The organism is Bradyrhizobium sp. Ash2021 (genome assembly GCF_031202265.1).
Taxonomy (GTDB): Bacteria; Pseudomonadota; Alphaproteobacteria; order Rhizobiales; family Xanthobacteraceae; genus Bradyrhizobium.
The window spans coordinates 8866878-8889057 of sequence record NZ_CP100604.1; the positions used below are offsets into that span (position 1 = coordinate 8866878).

Consider the following 22180-nt stretch of genomic DNA (forward strand, 5'->3'; position numbering starts at 1 on the left):
GCGGTCACGCGGCAGCTATCGGCGCACCGCGCCGCTGCGCATTGGCGAACAGCACGGCGAACGCGGCAGAGGCCATCCGCGCCCGCGCCGAATCCGCCCGCGACGTCAGCACGATCGGCACGCGCGCGCCGAGCACGATTCCGGCGCCGTCGGCCTTCGCGAAATAGGCAAGGTTTTTCGCCAGCATGTTGCCGGACTCCAGATCCGGCACGACCAGGATCTGGGCGCGGCCTGCCACTTCCGACTTGATGCCCTTGATCCTAGCCGCTTCCACATCGATGGCGTTGTCGAAGGCCAGCGGCCCATCCAGCACAGCGCCGGTGATCTGGCCGCGGTCTGCCATCTTGCACAGCGCCGCCGCCTCGATGGTGGAAGGAATGGCCGATGTAACGGTCTCGACAGCCGACAGGATCGCAACTCGCGGTGTCGTGCCGAAGCCTGCCTCATTGTAGAGGTCGATGGCGTTCTGGATGATGTCGCGCTTGGCGTCGAGATCGGGAAAAATGTTGATAGCCGCATCTGTGACGAACACCGTATCGGCATAGGCAGGCACGTCCATAATGAAGACGTGGCTGATGCGCCTGCTGGTGCGAAGTCCGCCAGATTTCGCCGTGACGCTGCGCATCAGCTCATCCGTATGCAGGCTGCCCTTCATCAGGGCCTCGCCCTTGCCTTGATGGATCATTTCGACCGCCTTCGCGGCGGCGGCCTCGCTGTGCGGGGTATCGACGATCTCGTAGCTCGATATGTTCATGCCATGCTTGGCAGCAATGTCCCTGATCTTTGCTGCCGGACCGACCAGGATCGGCTTGATGATCCCGGCTTCCGCGGCATCCACCGCGCCACGCAGTGAACTTTCGTCGCAGGGATGCACGACCAGGGTCAGCACCGGCGGCACCTTCTGCGCGGCCGCGATCAGGCGATCATACTTTGACCTTGTCCCGCTCGCTTCGGCTGGCATCACGCTCATCGCTTCACTCCTATTCTCTGCAATGGGGCTTATGACGCCCTCGCCTTCGGGTCGAAAGGGACTGCATTTCCCTGATCCTCGAGCCCGAACAGCCCGGCCACCTGTTTGAGCCGCCGCGCCACTTCGCCCGATATTTCCGCGCTGGCCGACAGCACCTCCTGAATGGCCGCGAACGCCTTGCGTCGTTCATCCATGCTCTCAGGCAGCAGCTTGGGGATCGCGGCAAGCGCCGCCTCCTGGTCGAGCAGCAACATGAAGAACTGCTCGCGCACCAACATCTTGAACTCGGCCAATGTGACCCGTGTCGACTCGTCGGCCTGGCGAAGGCGTCGCAGCGCCTCGAGGCTGCGTTCGTCCACCATTCCGCGTACTGACCCGATATAGAGCAGCGCGCGGATACCTGCTACCCAGCCTGGCAGTTGCCGATCACGCAGGGTTTGCCGTCCGCCTCGGGATGCCGTTCGATCACCTTCTCGATGAAGATCGCCTCGGCGCGCGCGACCCGCTCGATGGTCTGGCCGGGCATGGGTTCCGGCAGAAATCCGACGAAATAGCAGGGGTGGCCCGCCTTCATGGCTACGCCGATCTCGCTGTCGGCCTTGAAGCCGCCGATGCCAGGGCCGTGACCGGCGCGAGGGTCGACCACGATGAACGGCCTGCGTTCGAGATCGATCTCGACGCCTTTGGGCGGGATAATGCGCACCAGCGCGTAGTTGACCGGCTGTTCCAGCTTCCGTCCATCGATGATCAGTTCCGCCGCATAGCTCAGGACGTGTGGTGCGGTCTGGGCGACATGCTCACGATACTGGTCGCCGCGCTGGCGCATGATGTCCAGGAACAGCACGCTACGCTGTCCGGCATCGACCATATATTCCACGGCCTTGGTGACGAGTCCTGACATCGCGTCGCCCGACAGTTGCGGTTTGTCTACGGACATCGCTTCGATCCTTTCAGCGGCGAGGCTATCGAAGGCGGTTGGGCCCGCCGGACGTTGATTTAGGTCAATGCGGCCGGAGGGCTTGTTTGTCCCTTCTTGGGAACCTGAGGAAATATCGATGCGGGTGGCCTACTCCGCTACCGAAGTCGAGATTCGCGCACTGCAGCCCGATGACAAGGACGACATGCTCGCTGCAATCGGCCGCACTAGTCTGCAGTCGCTGCAGCGCCGTTTCTTCGTGGTGAAACGCGGGTTCTCGGAGAAGGAGATCACCTTCTTCATGAATATCGATTTCATCAATCACGTCGCACTGGTGGCGCTCGCCGAAGAGGCCGGACGCAAAGTCATCGTCGGCGGCGGTCGTTACATCGTCACCGAACCGGGTAAGGCGGAGATCGCCTTTGTCGTGATCGACAATTATCAGGGACAGGGCTTGGGCACGATACTGATGCGTCACCTCGCCATCATCGCCCGCAAGGTCGGGCTGAAGGAGCTGATCGCCGAGGTTCTGCCGGAGAACGCCGCCATGCGGAAGGTGTTCGGCAAGTTCGGCTTCCAGATTCGCGGGGGGCGAGATCCGCAGGTAATTCATCTGGTCCTTGAGCTTTGACACATGCGATGATGGGAGCTTGCTCGTGTTTCCGTTGTGGGTCTTGTTCGTCAGCGTCGCTATCCTATGGGACAGGCATGCTGTGCTGGGTTCGGCCGGCCTACCGCCGTAGAACTGCGGTTGGGCTGATGTAGAGCGCTGCAAGCGCCCCGCGAGGCTGTCGACCGCTGCGCAAGCGTCGAGATAAGTATGTGCACCTCTGAACATATCGATGGTAATCGCGACCTTCGCACCACAATTCGCTTCTGCACCGCCAATTGATGCAGGCGGTGGATATCGGGCCGCATCACCACGGTATGTGATCATCGGATCGCCTGTATTGCTTTACGTCGCTATCGCTTACTTGTTGTTTGCCCTCTCAATGACCATGGCAGGCCGGTTACCCGATTTTGGAAATCTGTTTCCGAGGTGGCTATTCGATGCGTTCAATCCGAACGACAAGACTAATCTCGCACCATACCGTTTCCTGCATTTTGTTGTTATCGTTTACCTCGTGACTCGGTTCATGCCGAAGGATTGGCCCGGCCTAGGGTGGCGGATATTTTCTCCGGTAATAAAATGCGGCCAGCAATCCCTAGCGGTTTTCTGCGTTGGCATCTTCCTGTCTTTTATCGGCTATACCGTGCTGACCCTGAGCAGAGATTCTTTGCTGGTCCAGATCATCGTAAGCGCTGTCGGAATCGCAATCATGACCGCCGTAGCGTACTATGTCTCTTGGTCGAAGAAGCAAGACAAGCTTCCGAAGGAGGCTACCGCCCCCCGGCCATCTGTGCGGACTGAGGAAGTCCCCAACCAGTTCACGCCGAAGCCCCTGTGATTGGATCGGCTCGCCTACGAGGGGAATGCGGTTTGCTGCGCCCGGTGATGTCCGGTTGTGGCAGTGCGCCCCGAAGGCGCGAATCATCGGTGGAGGAAGATTCCACTCAGATAGTTGTCGATTGATCCGGAAGCTGACGAGCGGCTCGGCTGGGTAACTGGCAGGGCTGGAGCCTCGTGACAAAGGCCGCTTTAGGCGGCTGAGCAATCCGGCGGGCCGTAACGTGAGTAAAGCCTGAGCAGGCCTCGAAAGTGACAATGCGGATGCCGACCCTCCTGTCATTTGGGGAAGGCTGTACGAGCGGGGAAGCAATCGACATATGCACCCGCTCGATCCGCCGGGGTAGTGGGCACGGCACGTCGGAAAGGTGGTTCGGGTAATCGGGGGAGACCCGTTGCGGGCGAGGGTAGCGGCCTCAACGTCGCGATAGGCGGCGGCCAGGACGGGAGTCGGACAGGGTCGTAAGAGCGTTGAGGCCGGGTAATGCCGGCGGAGCAAAGGACCCTGACTTCTGGTGCGCTTTCGAAGATGGTGAGGTGAAGGTGATTGGCGATGAACCTGACAACACCTGAAAAGATCCGGACCCTTCAGAGAAAGCTGTATCGTAAGGCGAAGGCGGAGCCTGCCTTCCGCTTCTACCTGCTCTACGACAAGATCCATCGCGAGGACATACTACGTCACGCCTATGCACTGTCCCGCGCGAAAGCGGGAGCGCCCGGCGTTGACGGAAAGACCTTTGCGGCGATCGAAGCGTCGGGTTTGGAAGCGTGGCTGGCGGGCCTGCGCGAGGAACTGATCTCGAAGACGTACCGGCCTGATCCGGTGCGGCGGGTGACAATCTCAAAACCCGGTGGCGGCGAGCGCCCGCTCGGTATTCCGACCATTCGGGACCGGGTTGTCCAAACCGCGGCCAAGCTCGTGCTGGAACCAATCTTCGAGGCGGACTTTGAGGACAATGCCTACGGCTATCGCCCCGTGCGCGGAGCGGTGGACGCGGTCAAGGAAGTGCACCGGCTGATAGGCCGGGGCTACACCGACGTGGTCGACGCCGACTTATCCCGCTACTTCGATTCGATTCCGCACGACGAGCTTCTGAAATCAGTAGCCCGTCGCATCGTGGACAGGCACGTGCTCCGGCTGATCAAGCTGTGGCTGAAGGCGCCGATCGAGGAACGGGATGATGGCGACGGGACCCGGCGCATCGGTGGTGGCAAGAGCAACACGCGCGGCACGCCTCAGGGCGGCGTCGCGAGCCCACTGCTCGCCAACATCTACATGAACCGGTTCCTGAAGTACTGGCGGCTGACCGGGCGTGGGGAAGCGTTCCGTGCACACGTCATCGCATATGCCGACGACTTCGTCATTCTCAGTCGCAGGCATGCGGCTGAGGCCCTGGCGTGGACGAAGGCGGTAATGACGCGGCTCGGGCTGACACTCAACGAGGTCAAGACCTCGTTGAAGAACGCCGACAAGGAACGCTTTGACTTCCTTGGCTACTCGTTCGGACCTTACTGCTATAAAGGAAATGGCAAGTGGTACCTGAGCGCAGGCCCCTCCAAGAAGAGCATGCAACGGCTCAAGACGAAGGTTGGAAAACTGCTGGCGCCTGGCAACAACGACCCGTGGCCCGAAGTGCGCGACACGCTGAACAGCTCCCTGCTTGGCTGGTCGAACTACTTCTGCCACGGGACACGCCGATCGGCATTCCGCAGCATTGACCGATACGTCTATGAGCGCGTGCGCGACTTCCTCGCCAGACGGCACAAGGTGGCAGGGCGTGGCACACACCGATTCTCCTGTGAGGTCGTCTATGGAGAACGAGGTCTGCTGCGTCTCGAACGCCTGCCCCTCACGGCCCCGCCGTGTGCCTCACGGTGAAATCAGTCGGAGAGCCGGATGCCTTAATCGGGCACGTCCGGTTCGATGAGCGGGGATGGGAAACGGAGCGTTGCCGAATGGCCCAAGCTACCGCGCCCATCCTCGACTCTACCTTTTCGGACCTGAGGGGATGTTCGGTTTGAGTCCGCAAAGCGCCGGACAGCGGACATGGATCAAGCCCCGCTCACGACTCTCGAATTATGATGAGTACACGGCCTAGTGACGACAATGGCGCTCTCAGGACTGAAGCAGGGGTTCGATTCCCCTAGCGAGAAACTTTGTCTTCGCAACCGCTGGAACTGTAATAGATACGCGGACGAGGATCTTCGGTAGCCGCTGCCGAGAACATCTATCTTGCTGCCCTATGGCGCGTGCAGGAGAGAAAAGTATCTGCGACGCTTTGACTGTATGGAGCTGTGTCCGACAGTTCGTTGATCCGCACACGATTGGTCAATTACGCTGACGCGGCTACGCCGGGGCGAGCTTGATTTAAATCAAACATCGGTCGACCCGACCGGACCACCATCCGATACACCCTGCCCGCACGGACTTACTCCATCGGGCACACCAATCGAAGATAGACCGGTGGGAGACGTACCATGAAGGCAAGTGCCGCTGTCAGGAAGGAAGCCGACACCTCCGATTGCTGGAAGGGTTTTCGTCCAGGTGACTGGCAGACTTCCATCAATGTTCGCGATTTCATTGTCCGGAACGTCACGCCTTACGCCGGCAACGAGGACTTTCTGGCTGGCCCATCGCAGCGCACAAAAGCCGTGTGGGCGAAACTACAGCCGTACTTCGCGGATGAAAGGAAAAAGGGGGTCCTTGCGGTCGATGCGAAAACTCCCTCAACGTTGCTGGCCCACAAAGCTGGTTACATCGATCGCGATTATGAAGTTGTGGTAGGCCTTCAAACCGATCAGCCGTTCAAGCGGGCAATCTTCCCGTTCGGCGGTCTACGAATGGTCGAGGCGGGGCTGAAGGCCGCTGGATTCGAGCCGGATCCGGCTGTGCACGAAGCTTTCACGAAATATCGGAAATCGCACAATGATGGCGTGTTCGACGCCTACACGCCGGAAATCATGAATTGCCGGCGCTCCGGCATCATCACCGGTCTCCCGGACTCCTATGGCCGCGGCCGCATCATCGGTGACTATCGCCGGGTCGCTCTCTACGGGATCGATCGCCTGCTTGAAGGAAAACGCGCGGAACGGGCGCAGATCGACGACATGTGGCCGACGGATGAGATCATTCGGTCGCGTGAGGAGCTATCCGAACAGATCCGTGCGCTCGAGGACCTGGCCTCGATGGCGAACCTCTATGATCGCGATATTTCGAAGCCCGCCTCGAATGCCCAGGAGGCATTCCAGTGGACCTATTTCGCTTATCTCGGCGCCATCAAGGAGGCCAACGGGGCGGCGATGTCGATCGGCCGCATCTCGAGCTTCCTCGATATCTACATCGAACGTGACCTGAAGGCAGGGCTTCTGGACGAAGCTCGGGCCCAGGAGCTCTGGGACCAGTTGGTGCAGAAGTTTCGCATCGTCCGCTTCCTTCGTACGCCCGACTACGACGCGCTGTTCAGCGGCGACCCCTACTGGGCGACCGAATGCATCGGCGGCATGGATCTCGATGGGCGCGCGCTGGTGACCAAGAGCAGCTACCGGATGATGCACACGCTCTACAATTTGGGGCCAGCCCCCGAACCGAACATCACGGTTCTCTGGTCGAACAAGATGCCCGCTCCGTTCAAGCGCTATTGCGTGAAGGTCAGCCGCGACACGTCTTCGCTGCAGTACGAGAACGACGATCTGATGCGGCCTTTCTGGGGCGACGATTACGGCATCGCCTGCTGCGTTTCGGCGATGCGATTGGGCAAGCAGATGCAGTTCTTCGGCGCCCGCGTCAACCTCGCAAAAGCCCTGCTGTACGCGATCAACGGCGGCCGCGACGAGGTCTCCGGCGATCAGGTCTCGCCCCAGACGATGCCGGTCATTGGCGACTTCCTCGACTATGACGACGTCATGGCCAAGTTCGACACCACGATGGAATGGCTCGCCAAGACCTACGTGCATGCCATGAACTGCATCCATTACATGCACGACAAGTATTTCTATGAGCGTCTGGAGATGGCGCTTCACGACCGTGACATTCTGCGAACGATGGCGTTCGGGATCGCCGGTCTTTCGGTGGTTGCCGACAGCCTGAGCGCCATCAAGTTCGGGAAAATGCGCGTCACCCGAGACGCGACAGGACTTGTCGTCGACTACCAGAACGAAGGCAACCAGTCGACGCCCCAGTTCGGCAACAACGACGACCGGGTCGATCAGATCGCCTCCAGTATCGTCACAAGCTTCATGGAGAAGATCCGCAAGCATCCGACCTATCGGAATGCGACGCACACCCAGAGTGTGCTGACGATCACTTCCAATGTGGTCTACGGCAAAGCCACCGGAAACACCCCCGACGGACGGCGGAAGGGTGAACCGTTTGGGCCTGGCGCCAACCCAATGCACGGACGCGATAGCCATGGCTGGCTCGCCTCCTGCCTGTCGGTAGCGAAGCTTCCCTACAAGGATGCGCAGGACGGGATCAGCTACACCGTCTCCGTTGCGCCACAGAAGGCTAAACTGTCGGAGAGCCAGCTCGTGGACGAGGCGGTCAAGGCCTTCGACCTCTATTTCGATCGGGGCGGCTTCCACATGAACCTGAACGTCATCGACAAGGAGACGCTCGAGGACGCGATCAAGAACCCAGACAAATATCCGCAACTCACGATCCGGGTTTCGGGCTACGCCGTGAACTTCGTCCGACTGACGCCGGAGCAGCAGCGAGACGTGATCAGCCGCACCTTCCACGGCCAGATTTGAACGAGGTGTACCATGTCGACGGTACAGGCACTGGAGCCCGGAAGCCGTTATGACCTCCGGGCGGGGATTTCGCCCGACGCGCCCGATGACGACCAAATCAAGGACCAGGAGGGCGCGTTCGGGTACTGCCATTCCTATGAGACGTCGTCGCGCTACGACGGACCGGGTCTGCGCGTCGTACTTTTTGTTTCGGGGTGCCTGCTGCGCTGTACGTACTGCCATAATCCAGACACCTGGCACCTCAAGGACGGAACTTACGTCGCGGCGGATCACGTACTGCGTCGGCTTGGTGACTTCGCGCCCGCGCTTCTGAGCCTTGGTGGAGGCCTGACCATAACGGGCGGCGAGCCCATGGTGCAGCTTGCCTTTACCCGGCGGATATTTGCCGGTGCGAAGGAGATGGGCCTCCACACGGCCGTCCAGACTTCGGGATTTCTGGGCGATCGCGCGGATGCTTCATACCTGTCCGAGATCGACCTCGTTCTTCTCGACATCAAGAGTTCCGATCCCGAAACCTATCGCCGAACCACCGGCCGCGACATCGCACCGACGCTTCGCTTCGCCGAGCGACTGGCTTCGCTGCCGAAGCCAGTCTGGGTTCGGTTCACCCTCGTGCCAGGTGAGACCGACGACCCCGCGAATGTCGACGGCATCGCGCGATTTGTCGCGCCCATGAAAAACGTCGAGTGGGTAGAGGTGCAGCCCTTCCACCAGATGGGTTCATTCAAGTGGAAGGCGATGGGTCTCGAATACAAGCTTGCCAACACATTGCCGCCCAGCCGGGATTTGGTGGATCGGGTGATCGGACAGTTCCGGGCCGCAGGGTGCCAAGCACGTTGATCGATCAATTATCCGGCTGATCCGGGGGGAGCAAAGACACATGTTGGATCTTGCACGCGACATCATCGGGAGCCAGCCGATCCTGACGGCGTTTCTGGCGATCGGACTGGGCTATCTCGTCGGTCAGATCAGCATCGCCGGATTTTCTATGGGAGTTGGCGCCGTTCTTTTTGTCGGTCTCGCAATCGGAGCTTTTGCGCCGAAAGCCCAGATCATAGGTCCGATCGGCCTGACAGGCCTGATCATGTTTCTCTACGGGATCGGCATACTTTATGGCCGTCAATTCTTCGAGGGGATGGTCGGCGTCGGGCAGAAGTACAATCTGTTGGCGCTTGTTGCGTGCCTGGCCGGTTTGGCCGTTGCGCTCGGGCTGGGGCACATTTTCAGCATCAAGATTGGACACACCCTTGGTCTATATGCCGGATCGATGACGAGCACCGCGTCACTTCAGGCGGCGCTCGAAGTCATGAAGAACAAGGATCCGTCGATCGGCTATTCCATCGCATATCCCTTCGGGGTCATCGGTCCGATCCTATGCATCTACTTCATGACACGCATCGTGAAGCCAAAATTTCCCGCGAAGGCACAGCGTTTCCATATGGCCGAGATTTTGATCGGCCAGACGTTTGCCGGAAGGAGGCTCGACGAACTGACAAACAGCGTGCTCACCGAGGTCGAGGTCACGATGGTGCGAAAGGACGGGCGCAACTTCGTTCCGACGTCCGATACGGTTTTATCGGCAGGCGACGCTCTTCTGGTCGTTTCGGACCGCGAAGAGGCGATCGCCAAGGCGGCGACGCAGCTCGGGACCCTGGAGCCCGGCCGGTTGGCAAGCGATCGCGGCGATCTGGACTACATCCGGGTTTTTGTCGGAAAGGCCAGCGTGGTCGGCGTGCCTCTTGCCAGCCTTCCGATGCCGGCCGGTTACCCGACACATCTGCTGCACGTTCGGCGATACGATGCCGACCTCGTGCCGTCACCCGACCTGATGCTGGAATTCGGCGACCGGGTCGGCGTGCTGATGCCGCCCGACCGAAAGGAAGAGATCCGGCGTCACTTCGGCGACACGGTGAAGGCGGCTGCCGAATTCAGCTATGTCTCGCTCGGGATTGGGATGGTCCTGGGTGTTTTGCTCGGGCTTATTCCGATTCCGATCCCAGGCGTCGGTGTCGTTACACTCGGTATCGGGGGTGGGCCACTGATCGTTGCGCTCATTCTCGGCCGGCTCCGTCGCACCGGCCCCATGCTTTGGACCATGCCCCTGCCGGCCAACATCGTTCTTCGAAACTTTGGACTCGCCATGTTCCTCGCAACCGTTGGGGTGAATTCCGGACAGCCCTTTGTCCGCACCGTGGCCGAGTCAGGCTTCACGATGCTGTTCATCGGCGTAGCCGTGCTCCTGACGACGGTATTCATCGTCCTGGTGGTCGGCCACTACGTTCTCAAGATTCCATATGACGACCTGGTCGGCGTGGCATCCGGGGCAACTGGAAATCCCGCCATCCTGGTCTACTCAGCGAAGATGGCGCCGACCGAACGTCCGGACATCGGCTACGCCATGATCTTCCCGTCGATGACACTTGTGAAGGTAATCGCCGCGCAGATCGTCGGACTCCTGGCAACGAGCGGCGCAGGCGGATAACGGCGCTATTGGCTGCGAGCGAGGATATAGAGGGATGTCTGACCGAGTGCCCGCGCCGCAGCCCCCCATCTTCAATCTGCAGGCTTACAGTCCTGCCGAGATCAAGGAGGCCGTCGAAAAGGTCGGGGTGAAGAAGGCGAATCTGCCGTTTCTGGCCTCGTTCATGCTGGCGATCATTGGAGGCGGCAGCGTCGGCTTCGGCGCTCTTTATTACACAATTGTTGCCAGTGACGCAGAACTCAGCTTCGCCACCGTGCGTATTGTCGGCGGGTTGGTATTCTCGCTCGGATTGGCGCTGGTGCTGGTGGGAGGCGCCGAACTATTTACGGGCAACAACCTGATCGTGATGGCCTGGGCGAGCGGAAAGGTCTCCACGGGGACCATGCTGCGTAACTGGACCATCGTGTATTTCGGCAACCTGGTCGGATCGCTTGGGCTCATCGTCCTGGTCTTTTTTTCACATCATCTCGACATGAATGATGGCGCCATCGAGCTGTCCATCCTGAAGACGGCTGCCGGAAAGATCCGGCCCGATATGGTGACGCTGTTCTTCAAGGGCATTCTTTGCAACATCCTCGTGTGCGCGGGGGTCTGGCTTGCCTATGCAGGCCGCTCAGTCACCGACAAGATTGTTGCGGTCATCTTGCCGGTTTCCGCGTTCATTGCGGCCGGGTTCGAGCACTGCGTCGCCAACATGTATTTTCTGCCCCTGGCGTGGCTGCTGATCCAGAGCGGCCATGCTCCGGCAAATTTCGACGCTTCGCCCATTACCATGTCCGGGATCATCCATAATCTCGTACCGGTAACGCTCGGCAATATCGTGGGCGGTGCCGGTTTTGTCGGCGCCGTCTACTGGGCAATCTACAGGGCGGCGTTCGGCGCGTCATATCCGGACGAGAAGTAGCAAGTTCAAATTTTTGCAAGCCCGCAAAGGATAATCGCCATGCCGCTCCAAACCGCCGACTGGGAGCCCAACAAGGAAATGCCCGTAGGCAAAGGTGCCACGGTTCAGCAGTTCCTGACCACCCTCGGGAAGGACCAGTTCGAGATCAATGTTGCTCCCTGGGGTGAAGGCCAGTTGAAGGTGAACGGCCGGGAGATCGCAAGGACGGCCGAAGCCAAGGATCGGCGTCAGGCCTTCACCACCTTGAAACAGGCCGCCGAAAGATATGCACGCGGCGAACCTCTCGAGACGCCGAAAGCGGGGAAAGCTAGGCTGATTCCGACCGTCAAAGCCAAGCTGCTGGAGGGCAAAAAAGGCCTCGTCGTCGGTATCGCCAACGACCAATCGATCGCCTGGGGCTGCGCCGCCGCATTCCGCGCCTTTGGCGCTGACCTCGCTGTCACCTATCTCAACGACAAGGCCAAAAAACACGTCGATCCGCTGGCGCGCGCGCTGGAGTCTTCCATTGTGATGCCGCTCGATGTCCGCGAGCCCGGCCAAATGGAAGCCGTGTTCGATCGGATCACCAAGGAATGGGGCGAACTGGACTTCGTCGTGCATTCCATCGCGTTCGCGCCGCAGCAGGCGCTGCATGGACGGGTTGTCGACGTGCCGCTGGATGGATTTCTGACCACCATGCAGGTTTCATGCTGGACCTTCCTTCGGATGGCCCAGTTAGCCGAACCATTGATGAAGAAAGGTGGAACCCTCTTCACCATGACGTATTACGGCAGCCGAACCGTCGTGAAGAACTACAACATCATGGGCGTTGCCAAGGCTGCGTTGGAAAGCGCCGTCAGGTACGTCTCCGCCGAGTTGGGACCGAAGGGCATTCGCGTGCACGCCATTTCTCCCGGCCCGCTGGCAACCCGGGCCGCGTCCGGCATCCCTGAATTCGACAAGCTGCTCGAGAAAGCAAAGGCCAAGGCCCCGGCACGCCGCCTTGTGAGCATCGAAGACGTCGGCGCCGCGACGGCCTTCCTGGCCCACGACGTAGCCCGGCTCATCACCGGCGACACGATCTATATCGATGGTGGATATCACGTCGTCGACTGAGCCGTTCAACGATGTGGGGCCGCCTTTCGTGCAGACCCAAGCTGGGCAGTTGCCTCTTCTGCAGTTTCGTAGATGTGCGGCGCCATCGCACGCTGCTTCAGCGCGTCGCCCAACTTGGCGCGCAGGAAGCTGCTGGTGGTATAGCGGGTGACGCCGGAGTAGAAGCGGTCGACGAGGCCTCGCACCATGGACGAGTATTCGTCAATGATGTCGGGGAAGATTTCAAAGTTATCGTAATTGACGATGGCGTAGACCTTGTGAGCCAGTGGGACCAACTTGTTTTCTACCGCGCGCCGAACGTGCTCCACGTCCTCGTGGCTGCGAATTCTGTGGCCTTCGAAATTGACGAAGAACAGGTTTTCGTTCGGGTGGTAGGTGAGCCGCTGCTCAATCGGCATACGCAGTAATTGGTCGCGCAGACCCATGGCGCCGGGTGCGAAGATTCGCTTATCCATGATAGAGGGATTGCGAATGATCGGCCGAAACTCCATTCGGGCCAGAATGTCGTGCTCGATATCGATCCCGGGGGCCACTTCGACAAGCTCGAGGCCGTCTGGCGTCAATTTGAATACGCAACGCTCGGTCACATAGAGAACGGGCTGCCCGCGCTGAACCGCAAAGGGGCCGGAGAACGTCCGGTGCTCGACCTCGCGGACGAATTTCGCCGCGGCGCCCTCTTTGAGGATCCGCAGGTTTCCGTCCTCGATTGTCACGCCAAGCCGGCCCGCCGTAAAGGTTCCGACGAACACCAGCTTCTTGGCGTTCTGGCTGATATTGATGAATCCGCCCGCGCCCGCCAGCCGCGGCCCGAATTTGCTGACGTTCAGGTTGCCCTCCGAATCGGCCTGGGCGAGGCCAAGGAAGGCTGCATCGAGGCCCCCGCCGTCGTAAAAGTCGAATTGATAGGGCTGATCGATGACCGTTTGGGCGTTGACGGCCGCCCCGAAGTTGAGGCCGCCCGCCGGTATGCCGCCGATGACACCGGGTTCGGCGGTCAGCGTCAACAGATCTGCGATCTTCTCTTCATTGGTTACGTCGGCGATACCTTCCGGCATGCCGATACCGAGATTGACGACGCTATTGACGTTGAGCTCGAGCGCCGCACGGCGTGCAATGATTTTCCGTTCGCTCATCTCCATTGACGGGATCGAATCAATTCGGGCGCGAATTTCACTGCTGAACGCCGGGTCATACTGAACGGAAAAGGTCTGCCAATGGTTCTCCGGCTTGGCAACGACCACACAATCGACCATTATTCCCGGGATCTTGACTTGCCTCGGATTGAGTGAGCCGCGATCGGCGATTCGCTCCACCTGGGCAATGACCAGGCCGTCTGAGTTGCGGGCCGCCATTGCGATGGCGAGGGCTTCCAGCGTCAACGCTTCCTTTTCCATCGTGATGTTTCCATCGGGATCGGCGGTCGTACCGCGGATGATCCCGACATCGATTGGAAATGTGCGGTAAAAAAGAAAATCCTCCCGGTCGATGTTGATAAGACGGACGAGATCTTCCTTGGTGCGTTCGTTTATTTTTCCGCCGCCATGGTGAGGATCGACAAACGTTCCAAGTCCAACGCGTGTGAGATGTCCCGGGCGTTTCGCGGAAATGTCTCGGAACAGGTGAGAAATCACGCCTTGGGGAAGATTGTAGGCCTCAATCTGGTTGGCAATGGCCAGCTTCTGAAGCTTCGGTACCAGCCCCCAGTGTCCGCCAATCACCCGCCGCACCAAACCTTCGTGGCCGAAATGGTTCAGCCCGCGTTCATTGCCGTCACCCTGCCCACCGGCGTAGACCAGCGTCAAATTGCAGGGTTTGTTGCCGGTTGGAACCGCGTGTTCGCTCTTCGCAAGAAAGAGATTCTCGATCTCCAGGGCTATTTCCTCGGCGAACCCAATGCCGACAAAACCGCCCGTGGCGATGGTATCGCCGTCTCGGATGAGGCTCGCCGCCTCCTCTGCACTGACGATCTTCCCGCTATCTAGTGCTTTGACCGGTTGCAGCGTTAGTCGAACTGGATTAGCTGGCATGAGTCCTCCGCAAGTTTTAGACTCACCGATCGTTGTCCTCTATCAATGCGCAATAGGAGCAACCCGGAAGTCGGATGATGTCGTCTCAAGACCTAGCCTTCTGCTGCTTTCTCAATAGATTCCGGTCAGATAGAAGAACCCGATGGCGACGAATACCGCCGCGGTCTTCGTCAATGTGATCACGAATACGTCCTTGTAGGCCTGCCTGTGGGTGAGGCCCGTCACGGCAAGCAGCGTGATGACGGCTCCATTGTGAGGCAATGTGTCCATGCCGCCGCTCGCCATGGCCGCGATGCGATGGAACACTTCGAGCGAGATATTTGCCGCCTTGGCGGCAGAGATGAAATCGTCGGACATCGCGGCAAGCGCGATGCTCATGCCGCCGGAGGCGGAGCCCGTGATGCCGGCGAGCACCGTCACGGTGACGGCTTCATTGACGAGCGGATTGGGGATCGCCTTGAGCACGGCGGAAACCGCCGTGAAGCCCGGCAGCAGGGCGATCACCCCGCCGAACCCGTATTCGGCCGCGGTGTTCATCGATGCCAGCAGAGCGCCGGCGACCGCCGCCTTGCTGCCATCCGCGAACCGCGCCAGCACGGGGCGCCAGGCGAATACGAAGACCGTCAGGATACCCAGAATTAGCGCCCCCTCGACGGCCCAGATCGCCGCCACCGGCGCGATCTGCGTCACGATCGGCTGGCTGCCCAGCGTGATCTCGTATTTCGAGCCGTAGGCGCGCGGAATCAACAGCGTCAGCACCAGGTTTGCGACGCCCACCACGACGAGCGGCGCGACGGCGATCCAGGGATTGGGCAACTCCTTGTCATCGAACGGCTCCGGCTCGTTCACGAGATTTGTGCCATACCCCTCGCCGCGCTTTTGCGCCGCCTTCCTGCGATTCTCGATGTAGGCGAGACCGACGACGAGGACGAAGGCGCTGCCGACGAGCCCCAACACCGGCGCGGCCCACGTCGTGGTGTTGAAGAACGTCGTCGGAATGATGTTCTGGATCTGCGGCGTTCCCGGCAAGGCGTCCATCGTGAAGCTGAACGCGCCGAGCGCCACCGTGCACGGAATGAGCCGCTTCGGGATATCGCCCTGACGGAACATCTCGGCCGCGAACGGATAGACCGCGAACACCACCACGAACAGCGACACGCCGCCATAGGTGAGGATCGCGCAGACGACGACAATGGACAGAACGGCCCGCTCCCGGCCCAATACCCCTATCACGGCGGACACGATCGACTTCGAAAAACCCGACAGCTCGATGACCTTGCCGAACACGGCGCCCAGCATGAAGACGGGAAAGTAGTTCTTCACGAACCCAACCATCTTTTCCATGAAGACGCTGGAAAACATTGGCGGCACCAGCGATGGGTCCGTAAACAGTACGGCGCCAAGCGCGGCAACCGGAGCGAACAGGATTACGCTGTAGCCGCGGTAGGCCACGAGCATGAGAAAGACCAGAGCGGCCAACACGATCAAGAGATTCATGGCAAGATTCCTCCCTGGATGCCTTCGGGCCGGGCCTCCTCAGGCCGTCGACGTGAGCATGGTCAACCGTTCCCGTTCGAGCTCGCCGATGACCTTGGCGTGATGCGCCACCGCTTCGCCCAACAAGTCACGAACTGAAATTACCCCCACTACGTCGTCATTCTCCATCACCGGTAGATGACGAATTTGGTGCTCATGCATCAGCTTCAGGCAGTCGGCGAAGGTATTGGCGATGTTGGCCTTGACGACGTTGCGGACCATGATGTCCGCGACCGGTGTTGCTTCGGGAGATTTCCCGCCAAGGACGAGGCGCCGTACGCAATCGCGTTCGGAAAGAACGCCGACGAGCGCGCGGTGCTCCATGACCACCAAAAGACCGATGTTCTTGTCCGCCATGAGTTGCATTGCCGAAAGCGCGTTGTCTCCGGGACCGACGGTCCACAGGGCCTTGGGCCTGGCGGCAAGGATCTGTTTCAGCGGTCGGTAGCCAAGGATTTGTTCGGGGCGTCTGAGCGGATGGTCCATGATGCGTCACCGGCGCGGTTGTATGAGCTAGAAATGTGACGGCGTGGTCTTCGCCTTGAAGCTGCAAAGGTGAAAGCCAGACAGTGTTGATCTATGTCAAACCTGTGGTTGTCCGATCGCGGTGCGCCGCAACAAAGCCAAGACGATCGGGTGAAAGAAAACGCGCTGCAAGGGCGCACAGCTGAAGTAGGATCGATCTGTGGCGACGCCGTTCGTGGGAGGTGCAGATGGAAAGCCGGTCCTCGCAAAACGATCCCTCCGCCTATCTTGGAAGCCTGATGCGCGCCGGGCAGGAGGCAACCAAACATTTCGATGATGCGCTCACCGCGGCAATGGGCGTCGGCAAGCCCGCGAGTGGGGGAACGTCGCCGGTTGCGGTCACGGCCAATCTGCAGCAGCTGTATTGGTCGCCGATTTTGGATTTCTGGCGAGGATTTCTCAATGGCAAGCCAGCGCCAAATGCGGAGTCGCCTGCGCGAGGGCCGCGCGGCGATCGACGCTTCAAGGAAGAGGCCTGGAGCCAGTCGCCCTACTACGATCTGCTCAAGCAATCTTATTTGTTGAACTCGAAGCAATTGACGGATTTCGTCGATCAGGCGCAGGTCGACGACAGGTCCAAGCTGCAGCTTCGCTTTTATGCACGGCAATTCATCGACGCGATGAGCCCGGCGAATTTCCCGGCAACCAATCCGGAGGTCATTCGGACCGCCATCCAAACGCGTTCCGCGAGCCTCGCGGCCGGGATGCAGAACCTGATCGAGGATATCCACAAAGGGCGTATCACGCGGGTTGATGAAAGCGCTTTCGAGATCGGCCGCAATCTTGCGGTTACTCCTGGAACGGTCGTATTCGAGAACGAACTGATCCAGCTTATTCAATACATGCCACAGACCGCCGAGGTCGAGAAAACGCCGCTGTTGATCGTCCCGCCCTGCATCAACAAGTACTATCTGCTCGATCTTGGCGCGGGAAACTCGTTCGTTGAGTATGCCGTCGCCCAAGGCCATCAGGTCTTCCTGATTTCGTGGCGCAGCGCAGTTACCGAGACGCAATATCTGAACTGGGACGACTACCTCAACCTCGGACCGTTGAAAGCTATCGACGTCGTGCGCGACATTGCCGGTGTTGACCGGATTCATGCGCTGGGGTTCTGCGTCGGTGGCACCATCCTGAGCTGCGCTGCAGGCGTACTCGCCACCCGCGGGGAAGATAAGCTTACGACCGTGACGCTCCTCACCACGATGATCGATTTCGCCGATACCGGTGAAATTGGTCTTCTCATCGACCGCGCTTCGGTGGCGCTGCGCGAGGCGACGATCGGAAGCGGCGGCATTCTGCCCGGCAAGGAACTGGCTTTCACCTTCGGGACCTTGCGGGCCAACGATCTGATCTGGCGCTATGTCGTCGACAGTTACATGAAGGGCGCCAGCGCAGACGCTTTTGATTTGCTTTACTGGGATTCCGACAGCGTCAGCCTGCCCGGCCCGATGTATTGCTGGTACACCCGCAACACCTATCTCGAGAACAAGATCAAGGAGCCAGCTGCGACCACGCAATGCGGCGTCCGCGTCGACCTCTCGAAGGCCAAAATACCGCTCTATCTGCTGGCATCGCGCGAAGACCACATTGTGCCTTGGCAGAGCGCCTATCGCTCGAAGGCGCTGATCGGAAAGGACCCGCGCTTCGTGCTCGCGGCCAGCGGTCACGTTGCCGGCGTGATCAATCCGCCGGCCCGCAACAAGCGCAGCTACTGGACCCAGGACGATCTGAACGGTGACGCGGCGGACTGGCTGGAGAAGGCTGAGGAGCGACCGGGAAGCTGGTGGCCTGATTGGGATGCCTGGATGAAACGCCATTCGACCGGCACGGTCCCCGCCCCAACGCGTCCGGGCAGTGCCCAATATCCGGCTATCGAAGAGGCGCCCGGACGGTATGTGAAGCAAAAAGCCAACTAATCATCTTCGTGGTCAGAGGCCGGCCTCACGAAGGCAAGCTCTCGTTCAGCGCGGTGATTTCGGGTAGGAGAAAGCTCGACGCTGAGCGAGGAATTTCGGCGGCGTGGCCGGCTTGCAGCGAATTCAGTGCTCGAACTGTCGCGTGCTCGCCGCTGGCACCGAACAGCAGAGGGCCGCGCGCGTTCCCTGCGTTGCCTTCGGCCTCAATCTCCCAGCATTCGGCAAGGATACGGAAGGCCAACCTGTGCGCGGCGACGATCGCAGGCCAGGTCCGGTCCGCCTCTTCCCGTGCCCGCTCGGTTCCGCCCGCCTGCTCCTCGTAGATCTGGACCAGATCGAAAGCATTGGATCGCAATCTTCGGCGCGCGATGCGCGCTTCGGCCGTTGTTACTTCACCGCGTGCCAGAAACGGCAAAACAGACTTCGCGGCGCCGAGTGTTTCCGAAAGCGCGTTCCTTACCGTTGCGCCGTGCGTTCGGTAGGTGGCAAGCAGGACCGCCAGTCCGACTCCGCAGCCGATCATCGTGTCGAGGCCACGTGCAACAAGTAATTGGCTGACGTCGGAGGCGGAACGGCCGACGGCCGTCGCCATCAGCAAGGCCATTGGGGTGAAGAAGAAGACGGCAAACGTATAATTTGATGCAGCGAACATTTGACCGGCGAATTGCAATAAAGCGATGCATCCGACCAGCGCAAGCCCATGAGGGTGAAGCCACAACAGGACGGCGGCAAACATCAAGCCCAAGATTGTGCCAAAGGTTCGCTCGAGGCCGCGTTGCATGGCGCCTACCCAGTTGAGGCCCTGATGCAGGATCAACATGGCGGCCGCGGCGGCCCAATAGGAGCGTTCGAGACCCGTCAAAGCTCCGACAGATCCCGCGATCAAGGCAGCCGTCCCGACGCGTAACGCAATGCGCGGCGGGCGTGCACCCCAGGCCAGGGAGGTCGCGATCATTTCACGACGCCTGAGAAAGGAACGCCGTTCTTCCGGTCCGGCAGGGGCACCCTCGCTCGGCGGATCGGTCCCACGAGATGCGATATTTCGGGCTTCGACGCTTGCCTCTGGATCGGGCGAACGGCCTGCGCTGCCCTCGCGGACGGCTGCGGCGAACAGTCCATGGAGTTCGCGGCTGCGCGCCCGTAACTGATCAAGCTCCGCATCGTACCGGTCCCGTGCCGGTTGCCAGGCGATGAGCGCTCTCCAGGCATCGTGCAGACTCGTCGCGGCCCTGTGGCGCGGCAGATCCGATTGACCGCGCGCCGCGCTATCGACAAAGCCGGCGATTGCGCGGGCTGCGTTCGATACGGCCTGGCGCTCCGGCCCGCGCGGCTGCCAGAACACGCCAAACGCTCACCGGGCGCAATCTATGCAAGAATAAACTCGCTCAAAAAGGTGTCGCAGGACTTGAGGTCCATCGGGCAACCGAAGGCCCTGCCATCCGAACCTCTGGCGTTTGCGCGAAATTCAGCTGACAGCAGCGAAGTCCAAAACGGTACGTAGCTGTCACTGGTGTGACGGGCGAACGCGCGTCGCCCTTGGAAGCTCGGCTCGGCTTGGGGGGCATCGTGTCGAAGCACTGGGATCGCGCCTATCGCGCCGGGCGTTGTTCGAACTGGATCAAGATCAAGAACCCGGCGTCGGCGGCGATGGTGCGGGCTGAGGAAGGCGAGATGCGAACGACAGGCCGCGAATTTCGGGCGCAGGGGCCGTCATGAAGCTAATCGCCGAATATCTGGATCATGCGCTACAATTCGAGCGATTGGCTGCCGACGAAACAAACCCAACGCTCAAGGTCGATTTTGTAAGGCAGGCAGGGGCCTATAGAAAGCTCGCCGCTGCGCGCGCGAAAAAACTCGGCATGCCCGGGCCTCCTAAACCTGAAATTTCGGACTGAGTGGACTGGAACCAAAAATGACCGGGGTCTCCGACGCTAACATTCAAATCGATTTCAATGCTCCGGCTAGCCTGAGAAAATGGCCGTCACTCAACAACGAGCGCAACAGCAACGGCGCGTGGCCCGACCCATACCTGCTTTTTGACGGCACCTTGGATGAGTGCATCCGGCAGTTCATGGAACGGCCGATTACTACGCACCATCTATATGAAATACACACCGCCCCGCAGGGCGAACTCGTGAGCGCGGTGCTGTCCGCAAAACACATAGTCGAACTCGCCCGGCTGCGGGATTTTCTGTAAGTCCTAGATCCTTTAGGGGCGCTTGATTTTTTGGTTTGCGGTTTAGTATTTCTAACTTGCACGACCCGGATCAGCGCCGACAAGTGGCCTGACGATATCAGGCTGTCCGATCTCGAAATGTCTTTCATGCGCACGGCGTGCGGCGAGCGCGGTGCCGATGTCCGCCCCGACTTCGATTGGCAACGGGCGTGCGCAGACGACGCGCGACAAATGCGCCAAGGAAATATCCACCAACCGAAATGGCGGGACACGACCAAATCCGGTCAGGGGTTCGTGGTCGGCGGGGCGAAGCCAGCCAACATCAGGTCCCGAAAAAGCAGGGAGCTGCGCTGCCGACTAAAACAGCGGCGCAAAATTATTTTCAGAAATTTCGATCCAGCAACGGCGCGGCTTTCACGGTGACTGTTCCTCCAATTCGCGGAGCCTGTCGAGTTGCATCCTGAGGCTCGCCGGTTGTTCCGGGTCTACTCTCAGGGACGCGCGCAGTCTTTCACCGATCTCTTGAGCGATTGCACGGCTGTGTGTGTAGTCAATATCAATGCGGGTTCGCATGGCGGGACCTTCGCTGTGAATCGGCGCCGAACCGGGACCCCACCCCCGGAAAGACGACAACGGACTGAAATTGAAAATGAATAGGGCTGGAAGGCGGGGTCCCGATCGGCGCCGATCGGGCCCCCGTGTCTGATCAATTTTTCACCGTGAAATCAATATGCTCGCCAGGATCTGGCGGGGGTCCCGGTTGGGCGCTGAATCACACCGTCTATTCCGGGGCAATACGGTCAGCAGTCGATCCTGCACAACGACATGGCGCAAGTTGAGCGGGTGCCGAGCAATTTGGTGTGAGGGCGCTTCGGAACGCTGGGCGATCTTCGAAAGCGACCGGCTTAATTCGTCGTTGGCCCATCCGCGCTTGCACTTTTCACGATGCAATTGCCATGACCCTATTGGCTCTTTCAAATCGTGCGATGGCGCGATTGGCAAGCCGTAATTTATTCATGTTGCCCGCTCGAAAGTCTCTCACAATCGAGTCAAACAGCGGCGGGTGAAGATCGACCCCGGGCGGGATGCAACCCGTCCTCTTGAGGTAGTTTGCGGCGATATCATATGCGTCGCCGACGACATCAACCCGTATGGAATTGACAAGCATGGCCATAACCTTTGAGAACGATAATTCAAAGGTTACGATTCTAGTTCCGGTCCGACAGTCGACATTTCGTGGTAGTCAATTCGTGGTAATCAATAGACTCTCGGCGGCTATTCCGAATGTCCCAAACCCTTCTCAGCTAACGTCTTGATGCTCTGCAAAAGAATCTGCAATGCGTGAACGTCTTCCATTTAGTCCGAGCCATCAACAAGGCTCAGAATGTTGCGAAGAGCTTCTTCTGGTGTCATGGCTTCCACCCGATATCCGGCAAC

At 59.9% G+C, this 22180-nt stretch carries 19 protein-coding genes and 2 pseudogenes; 13 read left to right on the top strand and 8 right to left on the bottom strand.

All coding sequences use genetic code 11. The features are described from left to right. Nucleotides 1-4 precede the first annotated feature (4 nt). The 3 genes and pseudogenes from NL528_RS42590 to NL528_RS42600 all read right to left on the bottom strand — a co-directional run. Nucleotides 5-970 (bottom strand): phosphate acetyltransferase, encoded by a 966-nt coding sequence (locus NL528_RS42590; RefSeq protein WP_309180315.1) that lies wholly within the window; start codon nucleotides 968-970, stop codon nucleotides 5-7. A 29-nt stretch (nucleotides 971-999) separates the two neighbouring features. Continuing rightward, complete coding sequence (locus tag NL528_RS42595; RefSeq protein WP_309180316.1) at nucleotides 1000-1332, bottom strand: hypothetical protein; 333 nt, start codon at nucleotides 1330-1332, stop codon at nucleotides 1000-1002. A 44-nt stretch (nucleotides 1333-1376) separates the two neighbouring features. Next, nucleotides 1377-1871 (bottom strand): annotated as a pseudogene (locus NL528_RS42600) (DUF3141 domain-containing protein); the annotation flags it as partial. Nucleotides 1872-2025: 154 nt separating this feature from the next. On the opposite strand from NL528_RS42600, the gene NL528_RS42605 reads away from it, so the two are divergent. From NL528_RS42605 to fabI, 8 genes and pseudogenes are all read left to right on the top strand, one after another. Further along, complete coding sequence (locus NL528_RS42605; protein WP_309180318.1) at nucleotides 2026-2517, top strand: GNAT family N-acetyltransferase; 492 nt, start codon at nucleotides 2026-2028, stop codon at nucleotides 2515-2517. Nucleotides 2518-2782: 265 nt separating this feature from the next. Next, nucleotides 2783-3334, top strand: a pseudogene (gene opgC, locus NL528_RS42610) (OpgC domain-containing protein); the annotation flags it as partial. 552 nt (nucleotides 3335-3886) lie between these two features. Further along, nucleotides 3887-5212 (top strand): group II intron reverse transcriptase/maturase, encoded by a 1326-nt coding sequence (ltrA, locus tag NL528_RS42615; RefSeq protein WP_309180319.1) that lies wholly within the window; start codon nucleotides 3887-3889, stop codon nucleotides 5210-5212. Nucleotides 5213-5811: 599 nt separating this feature from the next. Continuing rightward, nucleotides 5812-8082, top strand: coding sequence for a formate C-acetyltransferase (gene pflB, locus NL528_RS42620; RefSeq protein ID WP_309180320.1), 2271 nt, complete (start codon nucleotides 5812-5814; stop codon nucleotides 8080-8082). Between the two features lie 12 nt (nucleotides 8083-8094). Further along, nucleotides 8095-8922 (top strand): pyruvate formate-lyase-activating protein, encoded by an 828-nt coding sequence (gene pflA / locus NL528_RS42625; protein WP_309180321.1) that lies wholly within the window; start codon nucleotides 8095-8097, stop codon nucleotides 8920-8922. Between the two features lie 40 nt (nucleotides 8923-8962). Beyond that, nucleotides 8963-10564: a TrkA C-terminal domain-containing protein gene (locus NL528_RS42630; protein ID WP_309180322.1), complete on the top strand. Its 1602-nt coding sequence runs from the start codon at nucleotides 8963-8965 to the stop codon at nucleotides 10562-10564. Nucleotides 10565-10598: 34 nt separating this feature from the next. After that, nucleotides 10599-11468: a formate/nitrite transporter family protein gene (locus tag NL528_RS42635; protein WP_309180323.1), complete on the top strand. Its 870-nt coding sequence runs from the start codon at nucleotides 10599-10601 to the stop codon at nucleotides 11466-11468. A 312-nt stretch (nucleotides 11469-11780) separates the two neighbouring features. Beyond that, nucleotides 11781-12563 carry an enoyl-ACP reductase FabI gene (gene fabI / locus NL528_RS42640; RefSeq protein WP_309185240.1) on the top strand — a complete coding sequence of 261 codons (783 nt, stop codon included), beginning with the start codon at nucleotides 11781-11783 and terminating at the stop codon, nucleotides 12561-12563. Between the two features lie 5 nt (nucleotides 12564-12568). On the opposite strand, the gene NL528_RS42645 is transcribed toward fabI, so the two are convergent. From NL528_RS42645 to NL528_RS42655, 3 genes are all read right to left on the bottom strand, one after another. Then, nucleotides 12569-14590, bottom strand: a complete 2022-nt coding sequence (locus NL528_RS42645; RefSeq protein ID WP_309180324.1) for an acyl CoA:acetate/3-ketoacid CoA transferase — start codon at nucleotides 14588-14590, stop codon at nucleotides 12569-12571. Nucleotides 14591-14701: 111 nt separating this feature from the next. After that, nucleotides 14702-16087: a GntP family permease gene (locus NL528_RS42650; RefSeq protein WP_309180325.1), complete on the bottom strand. Its 1386-nt coding sequence runs from the start codon at nucleotides 16085-16087 to the stop codon at nucleotides 14702-14704. Between the two features lie 39 nt (nucleotides 16088-16126). Next, nucleotides 16127-16612: a CBS domain-containing protein gene (locus NL528_RS42655; protein ID WP_309180326.1), complete on the bottom strand. Its 486-nt coding sequence runs from the start codon at nucleotides 16610-16612 to the stop codon at nucleotides 16127-16129. 227 nt (nucleotides 16613-16839) lie between these two features. On the opposite strand from NL528_RS42655, the gene NL528_RS42660 reads away from it, so the two are divergent. Continuing rightward, nucleotides 16840-18567 (top strand): class I poly(R)-hydroxyalkanoic acid synthase, encoded by a 1728-nt coding sequence (locus NL528_RS42660; RefSeq protein ID WP_309180328.1) that lies wholly within the window; start codon nucleotides 16840-16842, stop codon nucleotides 18565-18567. Nucleotides 18568-18592: 25 nt separating this feature from the next. Here NL528_RS42660 and NL528_RS42665 read toward each other — a convergent pair whose 3' ends face one another. Continuing rightward, complete coding sequence (locus tag NL528_RS42665) at nucleotides 18593-19387, bottom strand: FUSC family protein (protein ID WP_309180329.1); 795 nt, start codon at nucleotides 19385-19387, stop codon at nucleotides 18593-18595. Nucleotides 19388-20133: 746 nt separating this feature from the next. Between NL528_RS42665 and NL528_RS42670 the strand changes: the two genes are divergently transcribed. From NL528_RS42670 to NL528_RS42685, 4 genes are all read left to right on the top strand, one after another. Further along, nucleotides 20134-20283, top strand: a complete 150-nt coding sequence (locus tag NL528_RS42670) for a hypothetical protein (protein ID WP_309180331.1) — start codon at nucleotides 20134-20136, stop codon at nucleotides 20281-20283. After that, entirely contained in the window at nucleotides 20280-20462 is a 183-nt protein-coding gene (locus NL528_RS42675) for a hypothetical protein (protein WP_309180332.1), read from the top strand. The genes NL528_RS42670 and NL528_RS42675 overlap by 4 nt, the downstream gene beginning before the upstream one ends. A 17-nt stretch (nucleotides 20463-20479) precedes the next feature. After that, nucleotides 20480-20764, top strand: a complete 285-nt coding sequence (locus NL528_RS42680) for a hypothetical protein (RefSeq protein ID WP_309180333.1) — start codon at nucleotides 20480-20482, stop codon at nucleotides 20762-20764. A 117-nt stretch (nucleotides 20765-20881) separates the two neighbouring features. Next, nucleotides 20882-21166, top strand: coding sequence for a hypothetical protein (locus NL528_RS42685; RefSeq protein WP_309180334.1), 285 nt, complete (start codon nucleotides 20882-20884; stop codon nucleotides 21164-21166). Between the two features lie 517 nt (nucleotides 21167-21683). On the opposite strand, the gene NL528_RS42690 is transcribed toward NL528_RS42685, so the two are convergent. After that, on the bottom strand, nucleotides 21684-21911 hold the full coding sequence (locus NL528_RS42690; RefSeq protein ID WP_309180336.1) for a hypothetical protein: 228 nt from the start codon (nucleotides 21909-21911) through the stop codon (nucleotides 21684-21686). Nucleotides 21912-22180 lie beyond the last annotated feature (269 nt).

Bases quoted from the DNA above. Each gene is read 5' to 3' on its own strand.
- NL528_RS42590 (WP_309180315.1), bottom strand. From the start codon at position 970: ATGAGCGTGATGCCAGCCGAAGCGAGCGGGACAAGGTCAAAGTATGAT.
- NL528_RS42595 (WP_309180316.1), bottom strand. From the start codon at position 1,332: ATGGTGGACGAACGCAGCCTCGAGGCGCTGCGACGCCTTCGCCAGGCC.
- NL528_RS42605 (WP_309180318.1), top strand. From the start codon at position 2,026: ATGCGGGTGGCCTACTCCGCTACCGAAGTCGAGATTCGCGCACTGCAG.
- ltrA (WP_309180319.1), top strand. From the start codon at position 3,887: ATGAACCTGACAACACCTGAAAAGATCCGGACCCTTCAGAGAAAGCTG.
- pflB (WP_309180320.1), top strand. From the start codon at position 5,812: ATGAAGGCAAGTGCCGCTGTCAGGAAGGAAGCCGACACCTCCGATTGC.
- pflA (WP_309180321.1), top strand. From the start codon at position 8,095: ATGTCGACGGTACAGGCACTGGAGCCCGGAAGCCGTTATGACCTCCGG.
- NL528_RS42630 (WP_309180322.1), top strand. From the start codon at position 8,963: ATGTTGGATCTTGCACGCGACATCATCGGGAGCCAGCCGATCCTGACG.
- NL528_RS42635 (WP_309180323.1), top strand. From the start codon at position 10,599: ATGTCTGACCGAGTGCCCGCGCCGCAGCCCCCCATCTTCAATCTGCAG.
- NL528_RS42645 (WP_309180324.1), bottom strand. From the start codon at position 14,590: ATGCCAGCTAATCCAGTTCGACTAACGCTGCAACCGGTCAAAGCACTA.
- NL528_RS42650 (WP_309180325.1), bottom strand. From the start codon at position 16,087: ATGAATCTCTTGATCGTGTTGGCCGCTCTGGTCTTTCTCATGCTCGTG.
- NL528_RS42655 (WP_309180326.1), bottom strand. From the start codon at position 16,612: ATGGACCATCCGCTCAGACGCCCCGAACAAATCCTTGGCTACCGACCG.
- NL528_RS42660 (WP_309180328.1), top strand. From the start codon at position 16,840: ATGGAAAGCCGGTCCTCGCAAAACGATCCCTCCGCCTATCTTGGAAGC.
- NL528_RS42665 (WP_309180329.1), bottom strand. From the start codon at position 19,387: ATGTTGATCCTGCATCAGGGCCTCAACTGGGTAGGCGCCATGCAACGC.
- NL528_RS42675 (WP_309180332.1), top strand. From the start codon at position 20,280: ATGAAGCTAATCGCCGAATATCTGGATCATGCGCTACAATTCGAGCGA.
- NL528_RS42680 (WP_309180333.1), top strand. From the start codon at position 20,480: ATGACCGGGGTCTCCGACGCTAACATTCAAATCGATTTCAATGCTCCG.
- NL528_RS42685 (WP_309180334.1), top strand. From the start codon at position 20,882: ATGTCTTTCATGCGCACGGCGTGCGGCGAGCGCGGTGCCGATGTCCGC.
- NL528_RS42690 (WP_309180336.1), bottom strand. From the start codon at position 21,911: ATGCTTGTCAATTCCATACGGGTTGATGTCGTCGGCGACGCATATGAT.